This window comes from Paraburkholderia dioscoreae, from assembly GCF_902459535.1.
Taxonomy (GTDB): Bacteria; Pseudomonadota; Gammaproteobacteria; order Burkholderiales; family Burkholderiaceae; genus Paraburkholderia; species Paraburkholderia dioscoreae.
On the sequence record NZ_LR699554.1, the window covers coordinates 13,404 to 35,657 of the forward strand.

The following is a 22,254-nucleotide window of genomic DNA, read 5'->3' on the forward strand; positions in this document are numbered from 1 at the left end:
ATAACAGGCCGCCTCGTGGTCGCACATGCCGAACACGCTGACACGGGCGCTTTCACCCCTTTCAGGAGTCTGGTTCATGCGTGACCTATACCTCGCCCATTTGCGCGACACCCTCGAGCAGATTCGCGCTGACGGCTTTTACAAGAACGAGCGCGTGATCGCCAGCCCGCAATCGGCTGACATTCGTCTCGCCGATGGCTCGGCCGTGCTGAACTTCTGTGCGAACAACTATCTGGGACTCGCCGACGACGCACGCGTGATCGACGCGGCAAAGCAGGGTCTGGATAGCGACGGCTTCGGCATGGCGTCGGTGCGCTTCATTTGCGGCACGCAAACGGTACATAAGAAGCTGGAAAAAGCGCTCGCCGCGTTTCTGCAAACCGACGATTGCATTCTCTACTCCAGCTGTTTCGACGCAAACGGCGGGCTGTTCGAAACCTTGCTCGACGAGAATGACGCGATCATCAGCGACGAACTGAACCACGCGAGCATCATCGACGGGGTGCGGCTTTCCAAGGCGAAGCGCTTTCGCTACAAGAATAACGATCTCGCCGATCTCGAAGCCAGACTGATCGAAGCGCAAGCCGCCGGCGCACGCTTCAAACTGATCGCCACCGACGGCGTGTTCTCCATGGACGGCATCATCGCCGACCTCGCCGGCATCTGCGATCTGGCCGACCGTTACGGTGCGCTCGTGATGGTCGACGACTCGCATGCGGTGGGTTTTGTCGGCGAACACGGACGCGGCACGCCGGAACATTGCGGCGTGCTGTCGCGCGTCGACATCATCACCGGCACGCTGGGTAAGGCACTCGGTGGCGCATCGGGCGGCTACGTGGCCGCGCGCAAGGAAATCGTGGAGTTGCTCCGGCAACGCTCACGTCCCTATCTGTTTTCGAACACGCTGACGCCGAGTATTGCCGCCGCCTCGCTGAAGGTGCTTGAACTGCTGGCCAGCGAGGAAGGCGCGCAACTGCGCGCACGCGTGCGCGAAAACGGCGCTCACTTCCGCAGCAAGATGAGCGCGCTCGGCTTCACGCTAGTGCCCGGCGAGCATCCGATCATTCCGGTCATGCTCGGCGACGCGCAACTCGCATCGAAAATGGCCGATGCGCTCCTGAAGGAAGGCGTCTACGTGATCGGCTTCTCGTTCCCGGTGGTGCCGAAAGGCCGCGCGCGCATTCGCACGCAGATGAGCGCCGCGCATACGCCCGAGCAGATCGACCGCGCGGTGGATGCTTTCGCGCGCGTCGGCCGCGAACTTGGCGTCATCTGATACGGAGGCGCACATGAAAGCATTGGCAAAACTCGAACGCGCTCCGGGCCTCACGCTTACGGACGTCAAGAAACCCGAAGTCGGTCACAACGACGTGATGATCCGCATCACGCGTACCGCGATTTGCGGCACGGACATTCACATCTGGAAGTGGGACGACTGGGCGCAGAAAACGATTCCTGTGCCGATGCATGTCGGCCACGAATACGTGGGTGAAATCGTTGAAATGGGCCAGGAAGTGCGCGGCTTTGCGATCGGCGACCGTGTGTCCGGCGAAGGACATATCACGTGCGGCTTCTGTCGCAATTGTCGCGCGGGCCGCAGGCATTTGTGCCGCAATACGGTGGGCGTCGGCGTGAATCGGGAAGGCGCGTTCGCCGAGTATCTGGTGATTCCGGCCTTCAACGCATTCAAGATTCCGCCCGAGATTTCCGACGACCTCGCCGCTATTTTCGATCCGTTCGGCAACGCCACGCATACTGCGCTGTCGTTCAATCTGGTCGGCGAAGACGTGTTGATTACCGGCGCCGGACCCATCGGCATCATGGCGGTGGCGATCGCGAAACACGTCGGCGCGCGCAACGTGGTGATTACCGACGTCAACGACTATCGCCTCGACCTCGCGCGCAAGATGGGCGCCACGCGTGCGGTCAACGTCTCGCGCGAATCGTTGCGCGACGTGATGGCGGACCTGCACATGACGGAAGGTTTCGACGTCGGGCTGGAAATGTCCGGTGTGCCGAGCGCGTTCACCGGCATGCTCGACGCGATGAACCACGGCGGCAAGATCGCGCTGCTCGGCATTCCGCCCGCGCAGACCGCGATCGACTGGACTCAGGTGATCTTCAAAGGCCTCGAAATCAAGGGCATTTATGGGCGCGAGATGTTCGAGACCTGGTACAAGATGGTGGCGATGCTGCAAAGCGGGCTGGACCTGTCGCCGATCCTCACGCACCATTTCAAGGTCGACGACTATCGGGAAGCGTTCGCCACGATGCTCTCAGGCGAGAGCGGCAAAGTGATTCTCGACTGGACCGCCGCGTGAGTTAGCACGCTAGTATCCGCATTACCGCGTGTAGCAATGCCCGCGGCCCATAACGCCCGCACCGCGCTCACCCGCCTGCGGGCGTTTTAACGAACTCGGCCTGAATGCGCACATGAATATCGTCGCCGACGGCCGGATACCACGTAGCCAGTCCAAACCTGGCGCGACTGAAATGACCCTCGGCAGAAAAGCCGAGCGTGTCTTTTTTCGTGAGCGGATCAGGCGCAAAACCGTTGAAGGTGACATCAAGCGTGACCGGTTGCGTGACGCCGTGAATCGTCAGATCGCCGGTCAACGTGCCGCGCGACTCGCCGGTGCGCTCAAACCGCGTGCTGACGAAGCGGATCTCCGGATAGCGCTCCACGTCGAGCATGCTGCCGCTCTTCACCATTTTGTCGAGTAGCGGCACATTCGTGTCGATGCTCGCGGCGTCGATCGTTACCGACGTCGTGCTCTTGTCCAGACCGCCTTCATTCCAGTCGAGCTGTCCCTTCTTGCGATCGAAGCGCGCCGTAAAGCGCGAATACTTGAAGTGATCGATGTCGAAGGTGATGCTGCAGTGATCCGGATCGATTTCGTAGCGGCCCGGCGGCACACGCGCTTCGTTTTGACTGACCGAATGCGTGAGCACTTGCAAAGGCGTGCAGGCCACCGCCGTCAGTAGCATTGCGCTCAGGAAGGCGCGCACAAACGTGGCGCGGAGAGTCAGAGTGCTCATGAAGTTCGTTCCCGTTGACCGATTCCGCTCAAGATAACAGGTCGCACACCCAACCCGCAAAAACGCAAAAGACTTGACGAGGGAGAATGATCGTTCTACCCTTCGTCTCATGGATACCGAAACTCACATTGAATCAGTGCCGCCGGGCAGCGCCCGCGAGCGGTTGCTGAATGCGGCGGAAGCGTTGATCTACGCCGGCGGCATTCATGCAACCGGCGTGGACGCGATCGTCAAGCAGTCGGGCACGGCGCGCAAAAGCTTTTACACGCATTTCGGATCGAAAGACGCACTCGTGGCGGCTGCGCTCGACCGGCGCGACGAACGCTGGATGAACTGGTTCATCGCAGGCACGCAACGGCACGGTAAGACGGCGCGCAAACGTCTGCTCGGCATGTTCGAGGTGCTGCGCGAATGGTTTGCGTCGAAAGATTTTCATGGTTGCGCGTTTCTGAATGCGTCCGGTGAGATCGCTTCCGCGGACGATCCGATCCGGATCGTCGCGCGCAAACACAAGGAACGCCTGCTGGCGTTCGTGCGAACCGAATGCGACGAGTTGGCTGCGGAGTCGGGTATGGATGCCCGCCGCGCCGCGCGTCTGTCGCGTCAATGGTTGATCCTGCTCGACGGCGCGATTGCCGTCGCGCTGGTGAGCGGCGAGCCCGATGCGGCGCTCGACGCGCAAGCTGCAGCCCAAGTCCTGCTCGACGCGGAGTGTGCGAGCGAGTCAGGCACACCGCCACGCAAACGACCGCCGTCCCGGCGGACCGCAACCTGACTGAGGAACCATCATGACCGATCCGATCGAAACCCGTCCGCCGCTGCCGCCGTTCACACGCGAAACCGCCATCCAGAAAGTGCGCGCCGCGGAAGATGGCTGGAATACCCGCGACCCCGAGCGCGTGTCGCTCGCCTACACAAAAGACAGCGTATGGCGCAACCGTGCCGAGTTCACGAACGGTCGCGCGGAGATCGTCGGCCTGTTGCGCCGCAAATGGGCGAAGGAGCTCGACTATCGTCTGATCAAGGAACTGTGGGCGTTCACCGATAACCGCATTGCGGTGCGCTTTGCCTACGAATGGCACGACGATTCGAACAACTGGTTCCGCTCGTACGGCAACGAGAACTGGGAATTCGACGAGCATGGACTGATGGCGCACCGTCATGCCAGCATCAACGATATGCCGATCCGCGAAGCCGACCGCCTTTTCCACTGGCCGCTCGGCCGCCGTCCTGACGACCATCCGGGCCTGTCCGATCTCGGTCTCTGACCTGCACGGCGAACGCCTGCTGCGCGTTCACCGCTCCGACATCGGTTCTCCGTTATTGTTGCGTCTGCGCTTGCGGGCACGTCATGTGCCCGCGCGCCCGAGCGTGTCCTCAACATCGTGCTGACGGGTTGAGGTACAGTGCGCGACGGACGGCACGCAAGCATACCCAGAACACAGATGACGCCGGCGCTCGACCGGCGGCGGAGAGTACATGCATTTTCGGCAGATCAACAAGAACATCCGACGCGCGGCACTTGCGCTTGTTGCCAGCCTGGCCGCGGCCTCCGCCGCGCATGCAGGCAACTGGTGCGAAGGCGGCGTATGGGTCGACGCCATGCTGGGTTCGTATCACATCAACCCCGACCCGAACACCCATTTCGAACAGTTCAACCCGGGACTCGGCGTCGAATGCTGGCTCAATAACCAATGGGCGCTGACTGCCGGTGGCTTTCGTAATTCGTTGCGCCGGCCTTCGTATTACGGCGGCGGTGTGTGGGCGCCGGAGTTCGCGCATTGGGGCATCGTGCGGATCGCGGCGATCGGCGGGATCATCTCGGGATATAACTACGGCAACTGGGGTTTGGGCCGCAATCATACGATCGGCCCGGTGGTCGCGCCGATCGTCATGGTCGAATATAAGCGGGTGGGTGCGAACTTCATTGTGATTCCGCCGATCCCATCGGATGATCTTCCGTTTACGATCGGGTTTCAGTTGAAGGTCAAGTTCTAGTCCATTGTCGTGATGCGCCTCTATAGGTGAGCGATTCCAGGATGGTGAGGAATTCCAGGAGATGACCTCATCCAGATCAACGGTGAAGCTTTCCAGGAGACCGATCGAGTTCGCTCAAAGGTGAGTCGTTCCAGGAGCTGAACAGCACTTCAATCGCTTATGAAGATACGTAAGGTGAGGAGTTCCAGGAGATCGTCCGAAAAGGTGAGCGGTTCCAGGAGGTGAGCGATCGGCGCATTGAATCCGCACCTGCGATAAGGTGAGGATTTCCAGGGAGTTGTCTTCATCGCCATGAATGACGAGCCAGTTGTCTGTGATCGCAAAGCGTAAGGCCGCGCTCCTGCTATAGGTGAGAATATTCGGGAGCCGGCGAGGTGAGAATATGGCCACCTGTGTGCGCACTTCAAATGCAAAGGTGAGGGAATTCGGGAGCACAACTCCAAGCCCTCGTCTGTCTGATTTTCGATGAGCTTGACATTGGTTTCCTAGGAAACTAATATCCGGTCAACGCTCTCCGCTACTCCGTTTACCCCATGCAAGGTTCTCGTCAGAAAGACAACGCCAATACGCCGGCTCGCAAGAAGCCCGCGGCGGACCGAAAGAAACCCGTTAGCGGTCTCGAATCGCACGTCGGTTACTGGCTGCGCTTCGTGTCGAATCACGTATCGCATGGGTTCCAGATGAAAGTCGAAGCCCACGGCGTAACCGTGTCCGAGTGGGTGTTGCTGCGGGAGATTTACGGCTCGGGCCCCACGTCTGCTACGGCGCTGGCCGCACGCACCGGCATGAGTAAGGGCACGGTGTCGAAACTGCTGGCGCGTATTGAAGCCAAGGCGCTGCTGGAACGCGAGACGGTCGAAGAAGACCGCCGCAATCACGTCGTCGCGTTGAGCGCGTCGGGACTGAAGCTCGTTCCCGAGCTGGCGCGGCTGGCCGATCAGAACGACGAAGAGTTCTTCGGCCACCTGCCCGCTTCGGTCAAAACGGCGATTGTCGACGCCATGAAAAACGTGGTTGCCGTCCACGGTCTGAAAGCGGTGCCCATCGAATAAACGCGCAATCGTGCCGGAGATAGTCATGTCTGCAAAGCTCAATGAAGCAAGCCGTCGCGCCGCCGAAAACTGTGCGCATCAATCCCACAACGGTACGATCGACTTCGGCTCGGTGGTGCGCGCGCTCGGTGAGGCCGGTATTGAATCGTATTTCACCGATTACCGTCGCGGCGAGCATACGTACTACGCGCCCGGCGGCGAGACGCACGTGATCGCTTTGCCGCTGCCCGACGTCGCCATTGCGAACGCATTCGACGCCGATGCCGTGACCCAGGCCGTGCGCGGCGCGCAAAGCGGCGCAGTCAAATACGCGGAGTTCGTGAGCCGAACTCTGGCGGCAGGATGCGTCGGCTATTTCGTCTGGATCACGGGACGCCAGGTGCAGTATTTCGGCCGGCGCGGCGAAGTTCACGTCGAGCGCTTTCCCCAATGACGCCTGACGCTTTCGCGAGGGAAATCAAGGCCGCGCTCGCCCCGCACGCTGACGCGGAGCGCGCACTCGCGATGCGCGCCTACATGCGCCACCACTTCGAGTTCATCGGCGTGCCGACGCCGCTGCGGCGGCAAGCAGTTTTGCCGGTACTAAAGGCGCTGCAGGTGGAGAACGCCGATCATCTGCTGGTATACGCCAATGTCCTATGGACCATGCCGGCGCGCGAGTACCAGTATGTCGCCACGGATCTGCTGGCGCGCAAATGGAAGACGCTCGCGCTGGGTGACATCGCGCGTCTGCTGACGATCGCGCAGCATGCTTCGTGGTGGGATTCGGTCGATCCGCTCGCGGCCGTGGTAGGCGGCGTGCTGAAAGCGGCGCGAGTCGAGGCGCCGCAGGCGCAGGCCGCGATGGACACCGCGCTTCAGCACGAATCGTTATGGGTGCGGCGCATTGCAATGATTCATCAACTCGGCTGGCGCGGGCATACCGACGAAGACCGGTTGTTCGGGTACGCGCGTGCGCTGGCCGCGGAAAGCGACTTCTTTATCCGCAAAGCGATCGGCTGGGCCTTGCGGGACTACGCGCGGCACGCGCCCGACGTGGTGAGCGGCTTTCTGTCGGCCTCGCGAGACCTCATATCACCGCTCACTCTGCGCGAAGCATCAAAGCATCTGCCGCCGATCCGCTGAATTCGCCTGTACGCTGAACGCACAACTTTCGAAGTGCGAACGTCAATCGCCGCCGTGCGCCAGCGCGACACGCGCCTTGTCTTCCGGACTATCGGCGATGAAATACTTCTTCGCCCATGACCCATCCGGCGCCAGCATCAAACGCTCATGCGTATCGTCGTTCTTCTTCTGCCGTATGGCCAACGCGCGCGCCCGATAGTGCTCATAGAGCCGCAGAAACTCCGCGAGATACGTGCCGGCAATGCGGCGGTCGCGAATCTCCAGCAGATTCTCGTCGTTGAAATGTTCGGAGTTGTTGCTCATGTTTGCCGAACCCGTGTAGACGACCGGATTCGTGCCCTCTGCGTCGATCACCAGGAACTTGTGGTGAATGATGACGGGTGCGTACTCCGGCGGGTGCTCGCCTGGAAAAAGGCGTAGCTCGGGTTCGAAGCCTGCCGGCACGGTCGCCGGTGAAAAATACTCCGCGTCGATCACGTCGCGCTTGTCGCGGCCGCGGTGATACAGCTCCATGTTGGCGAGCGCCGTCGTCGAGACGATCTGCCCGTTTTTCTCCGCCTCCTCCGCAGCTTCGGCCGACTTTGGGCTGATGTGATTGACGAGGCCGAACATCATCAGGCCTTTGTCGCCGGCCGCGAAACAGGCCTCGCGCAGTGGCGCATCGGTCGGCATGAAGAGGCAGAACACCACGGAGTGCTTCGCTTTGCTGATCGCATCGACGATCGTGTCGATCTGCAAACGCGAGTCTTTCTCTTCCGGTGAAAAACAGACCCGCACTTGCGCGCTGCCGATCCGAATCGAGTCCGACCAGCCCGGCGTGAGCTTCGCGGTCGCGGCAATGGTCGGATTGCCGGCGAGCGCCTTGGCGCGGTCGCTATAGAGCGTGGCCAGTTCCGGCGAATCGAACAGATGCAGCACGTTCGCCTGCTCCGTGATGCCCTCGGTGGTGAAATTGGCCGAACCTGTCAGCACGCGCGCCGGTGATGCCGCGCCGTTGCCGTTGTTCACCACGATGAACTTGTCATGCATGATGTGCGTCTTGTCGCGCGGCGCGAAGGTGGCGACATCTCCGAGTTCGTCGACGGCAGGCTGATTCGGCGACGGTGCGGGCGGTTTGCCCTTCTGCGACACTTTGTGCGAGTCGTACACAACAGCGAGCGACGCTTTGCCCTGCTTCTTGCCGAACGCTTCGAAAGCCGGTATCGCCCAAAGCGGATCGGTCAGGTGGTACACCGCCGACGCCGCGCGCTGCGCATGATCGAGTGTGAGCGCGAAGGCTTCCTGCAAGTCGTTCGCAAGCCATGTGCGCAGCCGCAATGCCTGTTCCGTCGACGGCGCCGCGTGCGGCGCGAGATGAAGCGCGGCGACTTTGCGCGCGAAAGCCTGTGAGCTGACCACGGCGCGATTGAACCATGAGCCGATGCTCTCCTCCATATGCGCGGGCAAACTCAACTTGCATTCGCCCTTTTGCGCGTGGAGCAATTGCGGCGCCTCTGGATTGCCGATTACCGGATAGACGAGATAGGTGAACGACTTCTCGCGATCCGCTTCGTCGATTCGCGCATCCCACCACATGAATTTCTGAATGGGCGCCTCATTCGACGGCGCGTCTTTCTGCGTATCCGGCACCGCGCCTTTAAAGGTCAACCGGTTGGGTAGCCAACTGCTGGCTTCGCGCTCCTGTCCATCGGTCGCGAGGAACCCCGGCGTCCGTTTGATGGCGAAACCGAGGAAGTCTTCACGCGTGCCGCCTTCGGGCCAGTCGAAAGCCAGCAGGACGAGTGTCGGGGACAGATAACTGCGGACGCTGACATTCATCAGTTGCTCCACGGTGTCGAATGGAGCTTTAGTCTGGACGCACAGTTTGTTGGAATGGTGACAAGATACAAATTAAAAAGACGCTAGTTAACGGCGCGTTATTCGAAAACTTGAGAGATAAATTTAATACTTAAATGTGTTCCAGAATTCTGTAGTCATCGCTTAGTAATATGCGTGCGTAATACTCCGCAGCGCTGCAAGTCAGAGCATATTTCGCATAAAACGCGCTGCTCCCCATGAGGGCTGACGCGAAGGCCAGACCCCGGGGGGTTAACATGACTATTCGTCATCGCATCACGCTATTGGTTGTTCTGATGTTCGTCGCCTTATCGGCAATCGGCGGCTACGCTGTCTACCAGACGCGCGGCAGCGCAGGCGAGGTGCGCAAGGTCACGGAAGGCGTCGTGCCCAGCGCGCTTGCTTCCGCCGATCTCGTGTCGCAAGTCAAGGACGTGCAACTCGCCACGATGACGCTGGTCTACGCGCCCGACGCCAACATGGTCGCCCAGGCGCAGGACGAACTGAACAAGAAGCGAGCTTCGCTGCAACAGGCGCTGGCGTTGCAGGACAAAGATGCCGCGAGCCACGCGCAGAAGGGGCTCGTTTCGCAGGCCAACGACAGTCTCCAGAACTATTTCTCCGCGATTGCCGAGACGGCCAAAATGAAGGCCGAGGGCAAGAACGAACTCGCGCAGGCCTATCTGTTTGCCAATGTCGCGCAATATCGCGACGAACTCGAAGGGATCGTCGAGACCTTGCGCGTCGAGAAGAATCGCGAGAAAGACGAGGCGATTACCACGCTGAACGCCACACTCGCCACGACAACCACGGCGATCGCCGCAGTCACGGGTATCGCGATCATTCTGCTGACTTTCATCGGCGCGCTGCTTTACCGCCAGATCACGCGTCCGCTCAGCCGCATGCAGGCCATGATGAGCGAAATCGCGTCGAGCCAGGATTTCACGCGGCGCGTTCCGGTCGGCCGGCTGGATGAGATCGGTCATTCGATCGTCGCCTTCAACGGCATGATCGAGAAGATTCAGGAAAGCTCGGCGCAACTCAAGCAGAAAACCGCTGACATTCAGGCGATGTTGCAGAACATGCAGCAGGGCATTCTGACAGTGATCGACGGCGCCGTGATCCACGCGGAGTACTCGGCCTATCTGGAAGACATCTTCGAAACGAAGGATATTGCCGGGCGCGGTTTGATGGATCTGGTGTTCGCGGACACCGACATCGGTTCGGACGCGCTCTCGCAAGTCGATGCGGCCGTGCATGCCTGCCTCGGCGAAGACTGCATCAACTTCGCGTTCAATCAGCATCTGCTGGTCGGCGAGATTTCCAAACGCATGCCCGACGGCCGCGTGAAGATTCTCGACCTGAGCTGGTCGGCGATTACCGACGAAAACGACGTGATCGTGCGCCTGATGCTTTGCGTGCGCGACGTTACCGAACTGCGCAAGCTCGCGGCGGAGGCCAGCGAACAGCGCCGCCGTCTGGACATGATCGGCGAAATTCTCGCGGTGAGTGAAGAGAAGTTCCATCACTTCATTGAGAGCTCGGCCGGTTTTATCAGCGAGAACGAGCGGATCATCCGCAAGCACTCGGCGGCGGATCACGCGGCGATTGCCGAGCTGTTCCGCAACATGCACACCATCAAGGGCAATGCGCGCACCTACAACCTGCAGCATCTGACCAACGTCGTGCACGAAACCGAACAGAGCTATCACGAGCTGCGCCAACCGGATGCGGGCCGTTCGTGGGATCAGGAGCATCTGATGCGTGAATTGACGCGCGTTCGCGAGGCTATCGAGAGCTACGCGAAGATCAACGAACAGAGTCTTGGTCGCAAGGGCAAAGGCCAGGCCAACGAGGCCGGCAACTCGGGCCATTACGTGATGGTCGCCAGGGAACATATCCAGCACACGCTTAGCATGCTGGAACAGACCAACGCCGGCGAACTGCAGGAACTTCAGTCCATGCGTGATGCGCTGCGCCGCACGCTGCGGGCACTGGGTAGCGAAAGCGTGCGAGACGCGCTATCCGGCGTGCTGGATTCGCTGCCTTCGCTCGCGAGCGAGCTGGGCAAGCCCGCGCCGAGCGTGCGTGTCGACGACAACGGCTACCGTCTGCGTGGCGAGGCGGGCGGCACGCTGAACAACGTGTTCATGCATCTGCTGCGCAATTCGATGGACCACGGCATCGAAACCGCAGAGACACGCAGCGCGCACGGCAAGGCGCCTGCCGGCTCGATCCGTATCGAAGTCGGCCTGGATAGCGGCGCGTTGCAGATCACGCTCAGCGACGACGGCCGCGGCCTCGCGCTCGAACGCATTCGCGGTATCGCAACGGAGCGCGGCTGGATTGGCCCTGACGACACGCTGAGCGACGAAGCGATCGCCGATTTCATTTTCCGGCCGGGCTTCTCGACCGCGGAAACGGTGACGGAGTTGTCGGGGCGCGGCGTCGGTATGGACGCGGTGCGCGATTTTCTCAAGCGCGCGAACGGCAGCATCGAACTGCGCTTTACCGATGATCAGAAGGGCGCGGCGTACCGTCAGTTCCAGACGATCGTCTGTCTGCCGGATAGCATCGCTGTCGATACGCTCGGCGTAGAAGCGCGCGGCGAAGCCGGCGCACTGCAACTCGACGCGATGGCGGACTGAGCGCCGCATCGGCGTACGTCGCGGCGGCATTTGAAGGAAACGGTTGTGATTCAACAGTATGTATTGGCGGTAGCAGCCAGCAGCGCGGTCACCGCGCTGCTGGCATTTGCCGCGCACAAGCTGCACAGCGCAAAGCTGACGGCACGGCTGCACGCGAAAGCGCAAGCGCGGATCGACACACTCGAGGCCGCCCAGGCCGGGCATGGCGCAGCGATTGCGGAGCGCGAGCGGGCGGAACAGGAACTGCAAGCGCTGACCACGCAGTTGCGCGACGAACTCGCGCTCCAGACGGCAAACGCCGAAGAACTGCGCGCCGCGCTGAAAGCGGCCACCGAGGACAAAGACCAACTGGCACATCAGGCCCAGAAGATCGCCGGCGAGGCCGAGCGTCTGAAGAGTCTCGGCGCGACGTTCGAGCGCTGGCACGAGCAGATGATTTCGCTCATGACGCAAAACAACGACATGCACGCGAAGAATCAGGAACTGTCGTCGATTGTGCGGCATGTGGTGATCGTGTCGCTGAACGCGTCGATCGAAGCCGCGCGGGCGGGTCCGGCCGGTCGCGGCTTCGCGGTGGTGGCGAGCGAAGTGCGCGCGCTTGCCGCGCGGTCCGAAGAGTTGTCGAAGAGCTATCGCGACAGCCTGCACCGCAACGACCTGACCACGACTTCCACGTTTCAGGACATTCAGGCGGGTGGCAAGATGATCGCGGCGTCGCTCGCCAGCGTCGAGTCGCTGGCCAATCAGTTTCATTCGAAGCTGCATGAGGTGGCGGTGTGATTTCGGTCCACGCCAAGGACAGCTTCGACCGCATTTTCCGCAAGGCCGCCCAGGCGCGTTTGCCGCTGGATGCCGGCGATCTGTGCGAGATCGCGCCGATTGCCGACGCCAGCGTTGGAGTATCCAAAGACACGCAAGTGGTCGTGTTGACCATTTCGTCGATCGTGTTCAGGTTGTTGCTGATTCTTCATTTCGACGAAGACGAGAGCACGCGCGCTTACTACCTCAAAGACGCCGCCGACGAGCGGCCGTTCCAGGAAGTCTTTCTGGAAATCTGCAATCTGTGTTGCGGGGCGATGAATCAGGAGTTGTTGCGCTACTTTCCGGACCTCGGCATGTCGACGCCTTACGTGCTGAACGCGCGTTGCCTGCCGCATCTGCATGAATTGAAGCCGGGTTTGCTGTCGTCGTATTCGGTCACGCTGAACGGCACCGTGCGGCTTGCCGCGACGGTATGCGTATGCGCCTATGCGCCGATCGACTTCGTCGCCGACACGAGCGCGCTCGAAGAAACCGGCGGCGAGCTGGAATTGTTTTGATTGGGCAAGCCATTGCCGCTGTGAGCAGGAACGCGAGATGAACATGAACAAACCGGTCAGCAAAGTGCTGGTGCTGGACGATTGCCCGGCTCACAAAGAAGCGCTGAAGCGCTTCTGCGACGAGAACAACCTGGTCGGCGTGAAAGTCGCCAAAAACCGCCTGCAGTCGGTCCTGCGCTCGAATATCGATCTGGGCGCGGTGTTGTTCTCCGAGCGTTACGGCGGTTCGCCGGAAGCCAGCGCCGAAATCGCGATCAGGATCAACGCGGTGCGCCCCGAGTTGCCGATCATCATGCGTCGGGATAACGACCCAGGCATGGACGACTTGCCGGAGGGCTTGCGACGCGTGGTGTGCGCCGCGTATGTCGCCCACGATATGGCGCCGCTGCGCCAGGTGATCGACGAGTACATCTTCAGCCTGGATTATCCGAACGCGCTGGTGCGTGGCATTGCCGACATGACACAAGCCATTCTCGGCGACGTGTTCAAGGATCTGACCATCACGTGCGACACGCCGCATATCGTGCGCGACCGCATTATCTTCGGCGAGGTGTTCAGCCTGATTCCGCTGGAAAGCGCATGGTGCCGCGGCTACATGATGATGCAGGCCGAAGAGACGCCGATCCTCGAACTGCTCGATCGTCACCAGATGATCGACAACACGCAGCGCGGCGAGGCGGATTTCCGCGATCTCAACAGCGTGCTCGGCGAGGTGACGAATCTGATCTGGGGTTCCTTCCGGAACCGCTATGTAGGCGATGCGGATGCCTGGGCACGCAGCCAGGTCCAGGTGCCGCTGCTGGTGAATCACAAGCACAAGTACATCTCGTTTGGCAGCGGCAATCCGCAACTGTGCTTCACGTACTGGTTGAAAGACCCGAAGTCGACCCGGGCGGTCAAGTTGCATCAACGTTTTGTGTTCAGCCTGAGCTGGTCGCCGGAGGACTTCAAGGAAGTCGCGGACGACGTCGGCGCAATGGTCGAGGCAGGCGAACTGGATCTGTTCTGAGTGTGGTCATAGGAAAAAACATGTCGAAAATTCTGGTGGTGGATGATTCGAGCACGGTGCGCGACGAAGTGGCCGGCTTTCTCAAGAAAAACGGTCTGGACGTCGACACGGCGGTGGACGGCAAGGACGGCCTCGCCAAGCTGAAGGCCAGCCCCGGCATCAAGCTGGTGATCAGCGACGTCAACATGCCGAATATGGACGGCCTGACGATGGTCGAGAAGATTCGCGGTGAGCTCGCGAACAAGACCGTCAACGTCATCATGCTGACGACCGAGAGCAGCCCGGCGATGAAGGAGCGCGGCAAGGCGGCAGGCGTCAAGGGATGGATCGTCAAGCCGTTCAAGGGCGACGCAGTGCTGGAAACGTTTCGCAAACTGGCGAGCTAGACGCGGCTGCGCAGTCCTCGCACGCAAAGGTGAGTGTTTTCGGGAGCCGTGTGCGCGCGTGGTTTTGACTCTGTTGCGCAGTCACTGCGGCGGCCGAAACACGCTATATAAGCGAATAAACCGGCCGGTCTGGCGATCGAGGCGATGCCTTTGGATCCGTTCGCCTGTTCAAAGGTGAGAATATTCGGGATCTTTCGAGTATCCATGTGACGGCGGCCAGAAAGCGTCGTTCACATTGAGGCATGCGTGATGCACGCGTGCGCTATCTATCAAGCCTCGGATTGAAAACGGTGAGCGGCAAGGTTGATCTGCACTCACCAGGCCGCTCTGTTTCAGCACGATGGTGTCGATGACCGGCACACTTCGATCACAATATCCGTCCCACGCGCGAGTCGCGCCTCTCCAGCGGCTGTAAAGCTGCGCGCACACGGCCGCTTACCTGGGTATGCAAATTAGTCCGCCGGATTTAAAGGTGAGGGTTTGCGGGAGTGGCCTGTTCCGGAGCACCCGTGCCACGCCCAGCATGCTGTTGCGGCCTGCCCCCAAGCTCGAAAGGTGAGCGTTTTCGGGAGCAGTTCAACGCGCACTTCACGCAGGATCCCAAGCGCTCCATGCCAAAGGTGAGTGTTTTCGGGAGCACGCGGGCAACGCGTACGGTGCGCCACACGCGCCGCCGCGTATCACGTTCCGCGTTGAAAGAGTTGGGAAGAAACTGGCAACCTTGGGGGCTGTTCCGCGTTTTGAGAATACCCGCATGCAGAGAAGATTGGCGACGCGGACGACAGCGGGCGCGGATTGACTATATCCGCACGCCAGGTGCCTGTCTCTGAAAAACGATCGTCTCCTGGAATCAGTTGGATGAGTCAGCATATTCTCTTCGTGGGCGCCGATGCCGGCTTGACTGCGGTGGTGGGCGAATCATTGCGCGGGCAGGGCTGCGGCGTGTCTGCACGTCCGCCTGGCGCGGGGCTCAAGCACGTGGTCGAGATGGAACGGCCTTCACTACTGGTCCTCGACATCTCGGCGCCGCATGGCGATGGCCTCGCTGTGCTGCGCGACTTGCGCATGGGCGGCAACGACGTACCCGTGATTCTGCTGTCGGCAAGCAGCAAGGCGATTGATCGCGTGATAGGTCTCGAGCTCGGTGCAGATGACTTCATGAGCAAACCCGCCGACCCGGCCGAACTGCTCGCCCGCATTCGCGTGTTGCTACGCCGCCGCGGCGCGGTTGCGCCAGGCGCTCCTGAGACCCGGCCGCCTTATCGTTTCGGCCGCTGCGAACTGAACTTCTCCGCTCGCGAATTGCGCCGCGACAACGAGCACTTCGCATTGCGCAGTTCCGAGTTTGCGTTACTGAAGATCTTCGTCAATCACGCGATGACCGTGCTCACGCGCATGCAGCTCAACGAGAAGCTGCGTGGCAACAGCGTATTGCATCAAGGGCGCAGCCTCGACGTGTCGATCTGGCGGCTGCGTCGTCTGATCGAGATCGATCCTTCGGAGCCGCGCTACGTGCAGACTGTGTGGGGACGCGGCTATGTGTTCGTGCCGCACGGCGAACTCGGCGCGGCCGAGCGCACCGTAATGGTCGCGCCCGGCGCGTAAATCAGCGGCGAGTCAGGGCAAAGGTGAGAGTTTTCGGGAGCACTTGATCCGCTCCGATGTTACTGCGTTTTTTGCTCATTACGCCGGTCTGGCGATCTCGCGAATGTCGGCAACCGGCGTTTGTCCGAATGCATCGCTCAATGCGTAATCGAGCAACTGGGTGGCGCATTGTTCGGGCGTCGCGAGTTGGCCGTTGCGTTTGAGGTCTTCGAATTTCTCGCGCATCGGGAACTGTTCGACTCCGCTACCGCGAATCTCCGCCTGCATATTCGTATCGATCACGCCGGGCGCCAGGCTGCAGATGCGCAACGCACGGTTCGCGTCGAGCGAGACGGCACGCGCGTGGTGATCGAGCGCGGCCTTGGTCGCGCAGTAGATGCTCCAGCCGGCGTACGCATTGCGTGCCGCGCCGCTGGAAATATGCACGATGCGCCGGTCGGTGGCGTCGACGGCGGCTGCGGCGAGCGCGCTGGCGAGCATCAACGGCGTGGCGACATTGAGGCTCACCGCGTTCGCGATGGCCGCCGCGTCTTGTCCTTCAATCGGGCCAATCGGCTGCACCATCCCCGCGTTGTTGATCAGCAGAACGGTTTGCGCGCCGCTGGCGAATGCGCGTAGCGCATCGGTCGCGATCCATTGCGTGACGCGCGCGGTGTCGGCCAGTTCCAGTTCGATTTCTTCGAGCAGCGCCGGGAAGCGTGCCTTGAGCGTGGCGTGACGCGAGCGGGACAAACCCAGCACCGCGATTCCGCGAGCAAGGAGTTGTTCGGCGAGCGCCGCGCCCAGACCGCGGGTGTGGCCGGTGACGATCGCACGGATCGGAGAAGAGGTGGTCATGTCGGTCCTTGGGATCAATGGCTTGAGCGAGGCGGCCATTTTCTCACGCAAGATTTTCTTGCGCTCAGTGTCCAGCGTCATACGCTGACGGCCGGGCGCGTTGCCTCGGCCTCAGGGCGACCGGAAGCGTTCGCGGTATTGCATGGGCGTCGCGCCGATGCGCTTGGTGAAGACAATGCGCATGCGGTCCGCCGTGCCGAACCCGCAGTCGTACGCGATTGCCTTCAGCGCCGCGCCGCTGCTCTCAAGCAGCTTGCGCGCGGCATCCACACGGGCACGTTCGACGAATTCATGCGGCGTTACCCCGGTCTCCTGCACGAACACCCTCGCGAAGTTGCGCGCGCTCATACCTGCGACATCAGCCAGTTGCTTCACCGTGAAGCTCTCGCGAATCCGTTCCATGGCGTGTGCCTGGACTTTGGCGACCGGCGACGTCTCGTCGGCAGGTGCGGTCAGATAAGGGCTGAATTGCGATTGACCGCCTTGCCGCTGCGCGAACACCACGAGGCGTTTGGCGACCGCGAGCGCGATCTGCGGCCCATGATCTTCGGCGACCAAAGCAAGCGATAGATCGATGCCGGCCGTCACGCCCGCTGACGTCACGAGTGGTCCATCGCGCAGATAGATACGATCGAAATCGACGCGTGCGTTGGGGAATTGCGCCGCCAGTTGCGCCGCATGCTGCCAGTGTGTGGTGACGTTGTGGCCATCGAGCAAGCCCGCGTGGCCGAGCGCGAATGCGCCGGTGCAGATGGAACCGTAACGGCCGCACTGGCTGGCGACGTTCGCTAGCCAATCCAGTACGCGCGCATCCGGCGCGTGATCGGGCAGCGCCGGGCCGCCCGCGACCAGCGCGAGATCGAACGCGTGACGTGCTTCGCTGAAAGTAGCGTCGGCGACCAGCGTCATGCCATTGGACGCACGCAATGGCGCGGATTCCGCGCCAAGCAGCGTCACCTCGTAACGATCGTCGGGCGCGATGAACCGGTTGGCTTCGGAAAACACGTCGACGGGACCGGCGACGTCGAGCGCCTGCACCCCGGGAAAGATGGCGATCGCAACGGTGGGCATCGAAAACTTCCTTTGACGACGGACGGACTCCGCATGCCGCGGCAGTCAACGCGGTGCGTTTGGCAGTGTTCAACGGTCCACGGCGATTGTTTGCGACGATGCGTTGACCAATACTGGATTTCATCGGACGCGGCGCTTGAATGGTTGAAAAAAGCGCCGCGGACCAGCATACCAAACGCGCATTCAAATCACCAAGAACGCGCGTCCCGTTCATTCGAATCCATCACGGAGTTCATCACATGACCACGATCGCAGGCATTCAGATTCCCGACAGCATGATGGCGCGCGAAGCCACTCAACTCGTGCGCGATACCGAAACCGAGCTGCTGTACCACCATTCGCGGCGCGTCTTCCTGTTCGGCTCGCTGGCCGGCGCGCGCAAACAGCTGAAGTACGATGCCGAACTGCTGTACATCGGCGCGATGTTTCATGACATGGGACTGGTTGCGCCGTATAGCAGCGAGCACGACCGCTTCGAGGTGGACGGCGCGAACGCGGCGCGTGATTTCCTGCGGCGCTACGGCATTGGTGAGGACGACATCGATCAGGTGTGGAACTCGATCGCGCTGCACACCACGCCAGGCATTCCGCAGCATATGAAGCCGGTGATCGCGCTAGTCACGGCGGGCGTGGAAATGGACGTGCTGGGCCTCACCTACGATGAATTCTCCGAGCACCAGCGCCACGAGGTCATTCACGCGCATCCGCGGGGCGCACATTTCAAGGAAGGCATTATCGACGCATTCGCGCAGGGCACGATTCACAAACCGGAGACTACCTTCGGCAACGTGAAAGCGGACGTGCTGGCGGTGAAGGATCCGCATTATCATCGCGAGAATTTCTGCACGATGATCCTGGGTTCGGCCTGGAAGGACTGAGTTGAGTCTGTGCCGCGGGCAAAGAGTCCGACGCAGCCGCTTGGCGAGCAGTTCGAGACCGATGATTGCGACGAGCGACAGCGGGGCGACTTTGACGCCCGTGACGGACGGCATGCGCGGCCTCGGTGCTTGACTGGAGAACCACTCTTGTCACAGGGAAGCCGCGTTGCCTGTGGCTGCACCGACACAGGATAGGCCCGTTGCATCAATCACTTGGGTGGGCTGTGCGCAGGTTGTCCACAGCCTTGCAAACAATTTGTGGGGATAAGTTCAGGGGACGGCTGGAGGCGGGGATATGGCGCCTTCAGCGTCGACATAGCATGTACGTCCGCACCGAAGGCAAAACCGATCCCGTGCCTTAAGTCTTCAGCGGCGACGCAGCCGCCGCTTCCTGCGACTGCACCTGCAAAACCGCATCACGCTTATCGAGCAGGTGTTGCCGGAGAATCGCGCTCAGCTTCTTACCGTCACGCGCCTCAAGCGCCTTCAGCATCTCGTCGTGATCGTGAATCGCGCGATCCCATTTGGGAACCTGGAAATTCGACCGGAACCTGAGCGCTTGCAGGCGCCGGTTGACCGCCATATAAGTCTGCCTCAATGCCGAATTTCTGGCAGCCTCATTGATCTTGTCGTGAATCGCCTGATTGCGGCTGTAGTATCCAGGTAGATCGTTTTGCGTACGGCACGCGAGCATGGCGTAATGCAGCGCCTTGATCTCGCTGAGTTCTGCCGCCGTCATGCGCTCCGCGGCCAGTTCGCCGGAAAAAGCCTCGAGACCACTCATCAATTCGAAGGTCTCGCGCAACTCGGCCTCCGACATTTTCGATACCGACGCGCCGCGATTCGGCGAAATTTCGATCAGCCCTTCAGCAGCCAGAACCTTCAGCGCTTCACGCAATGGCGTGCGTGAAATGCCGAGCGTCTCGCACAGTTCGCGCTCGTTCAGTTTCTTGCCCGCTTCGAGCGCGCCTTCGACGATGAAGCGACGGATGTGCTCCACCACCGTGTCATGCAGACGCTGCCGCTCGACCTTCGGCATCAGCGGCGAAGGAGCGATGCCCGTCTCAAAACCAGAATTTTGCATACAAAAGCCCTCAACCTCTCATAGCGCGATTTTATAGGAAACTCAAGGATTAGTTAATAGCACGGGTAAACACGGGTGCCAGAAAGTGACGTTCGTCTTGGGTACGTCATCGTTCATCTGATATAGTTTTTTGAATGCAAAATTCAAATCGGAGGAGCCCAATGCTCAAGCTAGATTTTCACCCCGCCGGCCGTCATTTCCTGCAGATTCCCGGTCCGAGCCCCGTGCCCGACCGTATCCTCCGGGCAATGAGCTACCCCACCATCGACCACCGCGGGCCGGAGTTCGGCGAGCTCGGTCTGACGGTGCTCGACGGCATCAAGAAAATCTTCAAGACGCAGCAGCCCGTGGTGATTTATCCAGCCTCGGGCACGGGCGCCTGGGAAGCGGCGCTGTCGAACACGTTGAGCCCTGGCGACCACGTGCTGATGTTCGAAACGGGCCACTTCGCCACGCTGTGGAAAAAGATGGCGGACAGCCTCGGGCTGAAGCCGGAATTCCTCGGTCTGCCGGGCATTGAAGGCTGGCGCCGCGGCGTGCAGCCCCAAATGATCGAGGAGCGCCTGCGTGCCGACCCGCAACACGCGATCAAGGCCGTGTGCGTGGTGCACAACGAAACGTCGACGGGCGTGACCTCCGATATCGCCGCCGTGCGCCACGCAATCGACGCCGCTGGCCATCCGGCGTTGCTGCTGGTCGACACGATCTCGGGCCTTGCGTGCGCCGACTACCGTCATGATGAATGGGGCGTCGACGTCACGGTCTCGGGTTCGCAAAAAGGATTGATGCTGCCGCCCGGCATCAGCTTCAACGCGATCTCTCCGAAAGCCGTGGCGGCCAGCAAGCAGGCAAGCCTGCCGCGCAGTTTCTGGGACTGGGCTGAAATCGTCGAGATGAACAAGACCGGCTACTGGCCGTATACGCCGAACACGAACCTGCTTTACGGCCTCTCGGAAGCGCTGGAAATGATTCTCGGCGAAGGGCTCGACAATGTGTTCGCCCGTCACGAACGTCTCGCCGAAGCGGCCCGCCGCGCGGTGCGCGCGTGGGGCCTGGAGATTCAGTGCGCCGATCCTGCCGTATACAGCCCGGTGCTCACTGGCGTGATGATGCCTGACGGTGTCGACGCCGACGCGGTGCGCAAGGTCATTTACGAACGCTTCGACATGTCGCTCGGCACGGGCCTCGGCAAGATGAAGGGGCGTATGTTCCGCATCGGCCACCTGGGCGACTGCAACGATCTGATGCTGCTCGCCACGCTGGCTGGCTGCGAAATGGGTCTGCGGCTCGCGGGCGTGCCGCTCAAGGAAAGCGGCTTGCCTGCCGCGATGGAATGGTTGAGCCAGGCGGCCACGGCCTTGGGGTTGAAAGTGGCGGCCTGAGCACGTGCCGATCTGCGTTCAGGCCTGAAAGTGGCGGCCTGAGCACGCGCCGACCTGCGTTCAGGCCGCAAGTGCCTGCCGGTACGCGGTCGGCGCCACGCCGACGCTCTCGCGGAAGCGGTGGCTGAAATGGCTGGCGTTCGCGTAGCCGCATTGCTCGGCGACCTGCGCGAGCGGTAGCGTCGTAGTCCGTAACAACGTGCGGGCGCGTTCGAGCCGCTGCTGCGCGATCCACGCGGCGGGCGGCAGTCCGAACGAAGTACGGAACATGCGCGCGAGATGAAATTCCGACAACGCCGCTACGCCGGCCAGCTCACCAAGCGTAAGCGTCTGCGAAAGATGGCTTTCGATATAGTCGCGCAGCCGCCGGCGAGTCGCGACCGACAGACCGCCTTTGAGCGACGCGTCCGTGCGGCGCACGCCTTGGGCGCGCAACAGCAGACTCAGCACCTGATGCGCGGTCTCGTTGGTGCGCAGCAAGCCGTCGGGGTTCTCCCAGTCTTCATTCGCAAGCGATTGGCACAGACTGGCGATGCGGGCGTCTTCGAAATACGTGCGATCCGCGAGCGTCAGTTCGCGCGGCTCGCGGTCGAGTTCCTGAACGGCGCGCTGTGTGAAATGCTCGGGCAGGAAGTACAGATGCATGAAATGCATGTGCCCGCGTACCCACCAGCGTGATTCGTGATCGCCGGGCAGCGCGCAGAGCCGCGACGGCGCGCCGTAATGCCCCGGCATTTTCTGGCGCTCGGTGCGATAGCCGCCGTCCAGATAGCACGACAGCGTGTGATGGCCGGGCCGTTCATAGACGGTCTCGGCTTCTTCCGTGTCGCGCGTCCAGACGGCGATGGCCAGCCGGTCGCCGAGCCACGCGAACCGGTCCAGATTGGCGTTCGCGCTGCTCAGCGTGTGACACACCGACTGAAGGCCGAACGGCGTTTCAGTGGAGTGGGTCGCGGGAGCGGGCGGTCTGGTGTTCACGAAGCGT

General features: G+C 61.4%; 22 protein-coding genes. 16 read left to right on the forward strand and 6 right to left on the reverse strand.

All coding sequences use genetic code 11. From position 1 onward, the window contains the following. Positions 1-76 precede the first annotated feature (76 nt). Together PDMSB3_RS20365 and tdh are read left to right on the forward strand one after the other, a co-directional pair. Positions 77-1,276 carry a glycine C-acetyltransferase gene (locus PDMSB3_RS20365; protein WP_165187533.1) on the forward strand — a complete coding sequence of 400 codons (1,200 nt, stop codon included), beginning with the start codon at positions 77-79 and terminating at the stop codon, positions 1,274-1,276. A 13-nt stretch (positions 1,277-1,289) separates the two neighbouring features. Further along, the gene (gene tdh / locus PDMSB3_RS20370) at positions 1,290-2,321 is read left to right on the forward strand and encodes an L-threonine 3-dehydrogenase (protein WP_007178652.1); all 1,032 of its coding nucleotides are present in this window, start codon (positions 1,290-1,292) and stop codon (positions 2,319-2,321) included. Positions 2,322-2,388: 67 nt separating this feature from the next. On the opposite strand, the gene PDMSB3_RS20375 is transcribed toward tdh, so the two are convergent. After that, positions 2,389-3,039 (reverse strand): YceI family protein, encoded by a 651-nt coding sequence (locus tag PDMSB3_RS20375; RefSeq protein ID WP_007178653.1) that lies wholly within the window; start codon positions 3,037-3,039, stop codon positions 2,389-2,391. Positions 3,040-3,148: 109 nt separating this feature from the next. Between PDMSB3_RS20375 and PDMSB3_RS20380 the strand changes: the two genes are divergently transcribed. The 6 genes from PDMSB3_RS20380 to PDMSB3_RS20405 all read left to right on the forward strand — a co-directional run bounded on the left by PDMSB3_RS20380 (position 3,149) and on the right by PDMSB3_RS20405 (position 7,214). Further along, positions 3,149-3,814, forward strand: a complete 666-nt coding sequence (locus PDMSB3_RS20380) for a TetR/AcrR family transcriptional regulator (protein ID WP_007178654.1) — start codon at positions 3,149-3,151, stop codon at positions 3,812-3,814. A 13-nt stretch (positions 3,815-3,827) separates the two neighbouring features. Beyond that, a complete protein-coding gene (locus PDMSB3_RS20385; protein WP_007178655.1) occupies positions 3,828-4,307 on the forward strand; it encodes a nuclear transport factor 2 family protein in 480 nt (159 codons plus the stop codon). 211 nt (positions 4,308-4,518) lie between these two features. Beyond that, positions 4,519-5,037, forward strand: coding sequence for a hypothetical protein (locus PDMSB3_RS20390; protein ID WP_007178656.1), 519 nt, complete (start codon positions 4,519-4,521; stop codon positions 5,035-5,037). A gap of 533 nt (positions 5,038-5,570) precedes the next feature. Beyond that, complete coding sequence (locus tag PDMSB3_RS20395; RefSeq protein WP_165187536.1) at positions 5,571-6,089, forward strand: MarR family winged helix-turn-helix transcriptional regulator; 519 nt, start codon at positions 5,571-5,573, stop codon at positions 6,087-6,089. 25 nt (positions 6,090-6,114) lie between these two features. After that, the gene (locus PDMSB3_RS20400) at positions 6,115-6,522 is read left to right on the forward strand and encodes a DUF1398 domain-containing protein (RefSeq protein WP_007178658.1); all 408 of its coding nucleotides are present in this window, start codon (positions 6,115-6,117) and stop codon (positions 6,520-6,522) included. Beyond that, positions 6,519-7,214: a DNA alkylation repair protein gene (locus PDMSB3_RS20405; RefSeq protein WP_007178659.1), complete on the forward strand. Its 696-nt coding sequence runs from the start codon at positions 6,519-6,521 to the stop codon at positions 7,212-7,214. Before PDMSB3_RS20400 ends, PDMSB3_RS20405 begins: the two co-directional genes overlap by 4 nt. Positions 7,215-7,256: 42 nt before the next feature. Here the strand turns inward: PDMSB3_RS20405 and PDMSB3_RS20410 are convergent, their stop codons facing one another. Then, positions 7,257-9,032, reverse strand: coding sequence for a phospholipase D-like domain-containing protein (locus PDMSB3_RS20410; protein ID WP_165187538.1), 1,776 nt, complete (start codon positions 9,030-9,032; stop codon positions 7,257-7,259). Positions 9,033-9,307: 275 nt separating this feature from the next. On the opposite strand from PDMSB3_RS20410, the gene PDMSB3_RS20415 reads away from it, so the two are divergent. The 6 genes from PDMSB3_RS20415 to PDMSB3_RS20440 all read left to right on the forward strand — a co-directional run bounded on the left by PDMSB3_RS20415 (position 9,308) and on the right by PDMSB3_RS20440 (position 16,017). Further along, positions 9,308-11,698 carry an ATP-binding protein gene (locus PDMSB3_RS20415; RefSeq protein ID WP_165187540.1) on the forward strand — a complete coding sequence of 797 codons (2,391 nt, stop codon included), beginning with the start codon at positions 9,308-9,310 and terminating at the stop codon, positions 11,696-11,698. A 45-nt stretch (positions 11,699-11,743) separates the two neighbouring features. After that, positions 11,744-12,478, forward strand: coding sequence for a methyl-accepting chemotaxis protein (locus PDMSB3_RS38190; protein ID WP_007178662.1), 735 nt, complete (start codon positions 11,744-11,746; stop codon positions 12,476-12,478). Continuing rightward, positions 12,475-13,017 (forward strand): hypothetical protein, encoded by a 543-nt coding sequence (locus tag PDMSB3_RS20425; RefSeq protein ID WP_007178663.1) that lies wholly within the window; start codon positions 12,475-12,477, stop codon positions 13,015-13,017. Before PDMSB3_RS38190 ends, PDMSB3_RS20425 begins: the two co-directional genes overlap by 4 nt. Positions 13,018-13,054: 37 nt before the next feature. Further along, positions 13,055-14,026 carry a chemotaxis protein CheX gene (locus PDMSB3_RS20430; protein WP_165187543.1) on the forward strand — a complete coding sequence of 324 codons (972 nt, stop codon included), beginning with the start codon at positions 13,055-13,057 and terminating at the stop codon, positions 14,024-14,026. A 20-nt stretch (positions 14,027-14,046) separates the two neighbouring features. Continuing rightward, the gene (locus PDMSB3_RS20435; protein ID WP_007178665.1) at positions 14,047-14,412 is read left to right on the forward strand and encodes a response regulator; all 366 of its coding nucleotides are present in this window, start codon (positions 14,047-14,049) and stop codon (positions 14,410-14,412) included. Between the two features lie 858 nt (positions 14,413-15,270). Continuing rightward, positions 15,271-16,017: a winged helix-turn-helix domain-containing protein gene (locus PDMSB3_RS20440; RefSeq protein ID WP_007178666.1), complete on the forward strand. Its 747-nt coding sequence runs from the start codon at positions 15,271-15,273 to the stop codon at positions 16,015-16,017. 78 nt (positions 16,018-16,095) lie between these two features. Here PDMSB3_RS20440 and PDMSB3_RS20445 read toward each other — a convergent pair whose 3' ends face one another. Further along, positions 16,096-16,854, reverse strand: coding sequence for an SDR family oxidoreductase (locus PDMSB3_RS20445; protein ID WP_007178667.1), 759 nt, complete (start codon positions 16,852-16,854; stop codon positions 16,096-16,098). A 111-nt stretch (positions 16,855-16,965) separates the two neighbouring features. Beyond that, positions 16,966-17,925: a GlxA family transcriptional regulator gene (locus PDMSB3_RS20450; RefSeq protein ID WP_165187545.1), complete on the reverse strand. Its 960-nt coding sequence runs from the start codon at positions 17,923-17,925 to the stop codon at positions 16,966-16,968. Positions 17,926-18,164: 239 nt separating this feature from the next. Between PDMSB3_RS20450 and PDMSB3_RS20455 the strand changes: the two genes are divergently transcribed. Then, positions 18,165-18,803: an HD domain-containing protein gene (locus tag PDMSB3_RS20455; RefSeq protein ID WP_007178669.1), complete on the forward strand. Its 639-nt coding sequence runs from the start codon at positions 18,165-18,167 to the stop codon at positions 18,801-18,803. Positions 18,804-19,161: 358 nt separating this feature from the next. Here the strand turns inward: PDMSB3_RS20455 and PDMSB3_RS20460 are convergent, their stop codons facing one another. Continuing rightward, positions 19,162-19,887, reverse strand: coding sequence for a GntR family transcriptional regulator (locus tag PDMSB3_RS20460; protein ID WP_007178670.1), 726 nt, complete (start codon positions 19,885-19,887; stop codon positions 19,162-19,164). A gap of 161 nt (positions 19,888-20,048) precedes the next feature. On the opposite strand from PDMSB3_RS20460, the gene PDMSB3_RS20465 reads away from it, so the two are divergent. Beyond that, positions 20,049-21,269 (forward strand): pyridoxal-phosphate-dependent aminotransferase family protein, encoded by a 1,221-nt coding sequence (locus tag PDMSB3_RS20465; RefSeq protein ID WP_007178671.1) that lies wholly within the window; start codon positions 20,049-20,051, stop codon positions 21,267-21,269. Positions 21,270-21,329: 60 nt separating this feature from the next. Here PDMSB3_RS20465 and PDMSB3_RS20470 read toward each other — a convergent pair whose 3' ends face one another. Next, positions 21,330-22,247, reverse strand: coding sequence for a helix-turn-helix domain-containing protein (locus PDMSB3_RS20470; protein WP_007178672.1), 918 nt, complete (start codon positions 22,245-22,247; stop codon positions 21,330-21,332). Between the last annotated feature and the right edge of the window lie 7 nt (positions 22,248-22,254).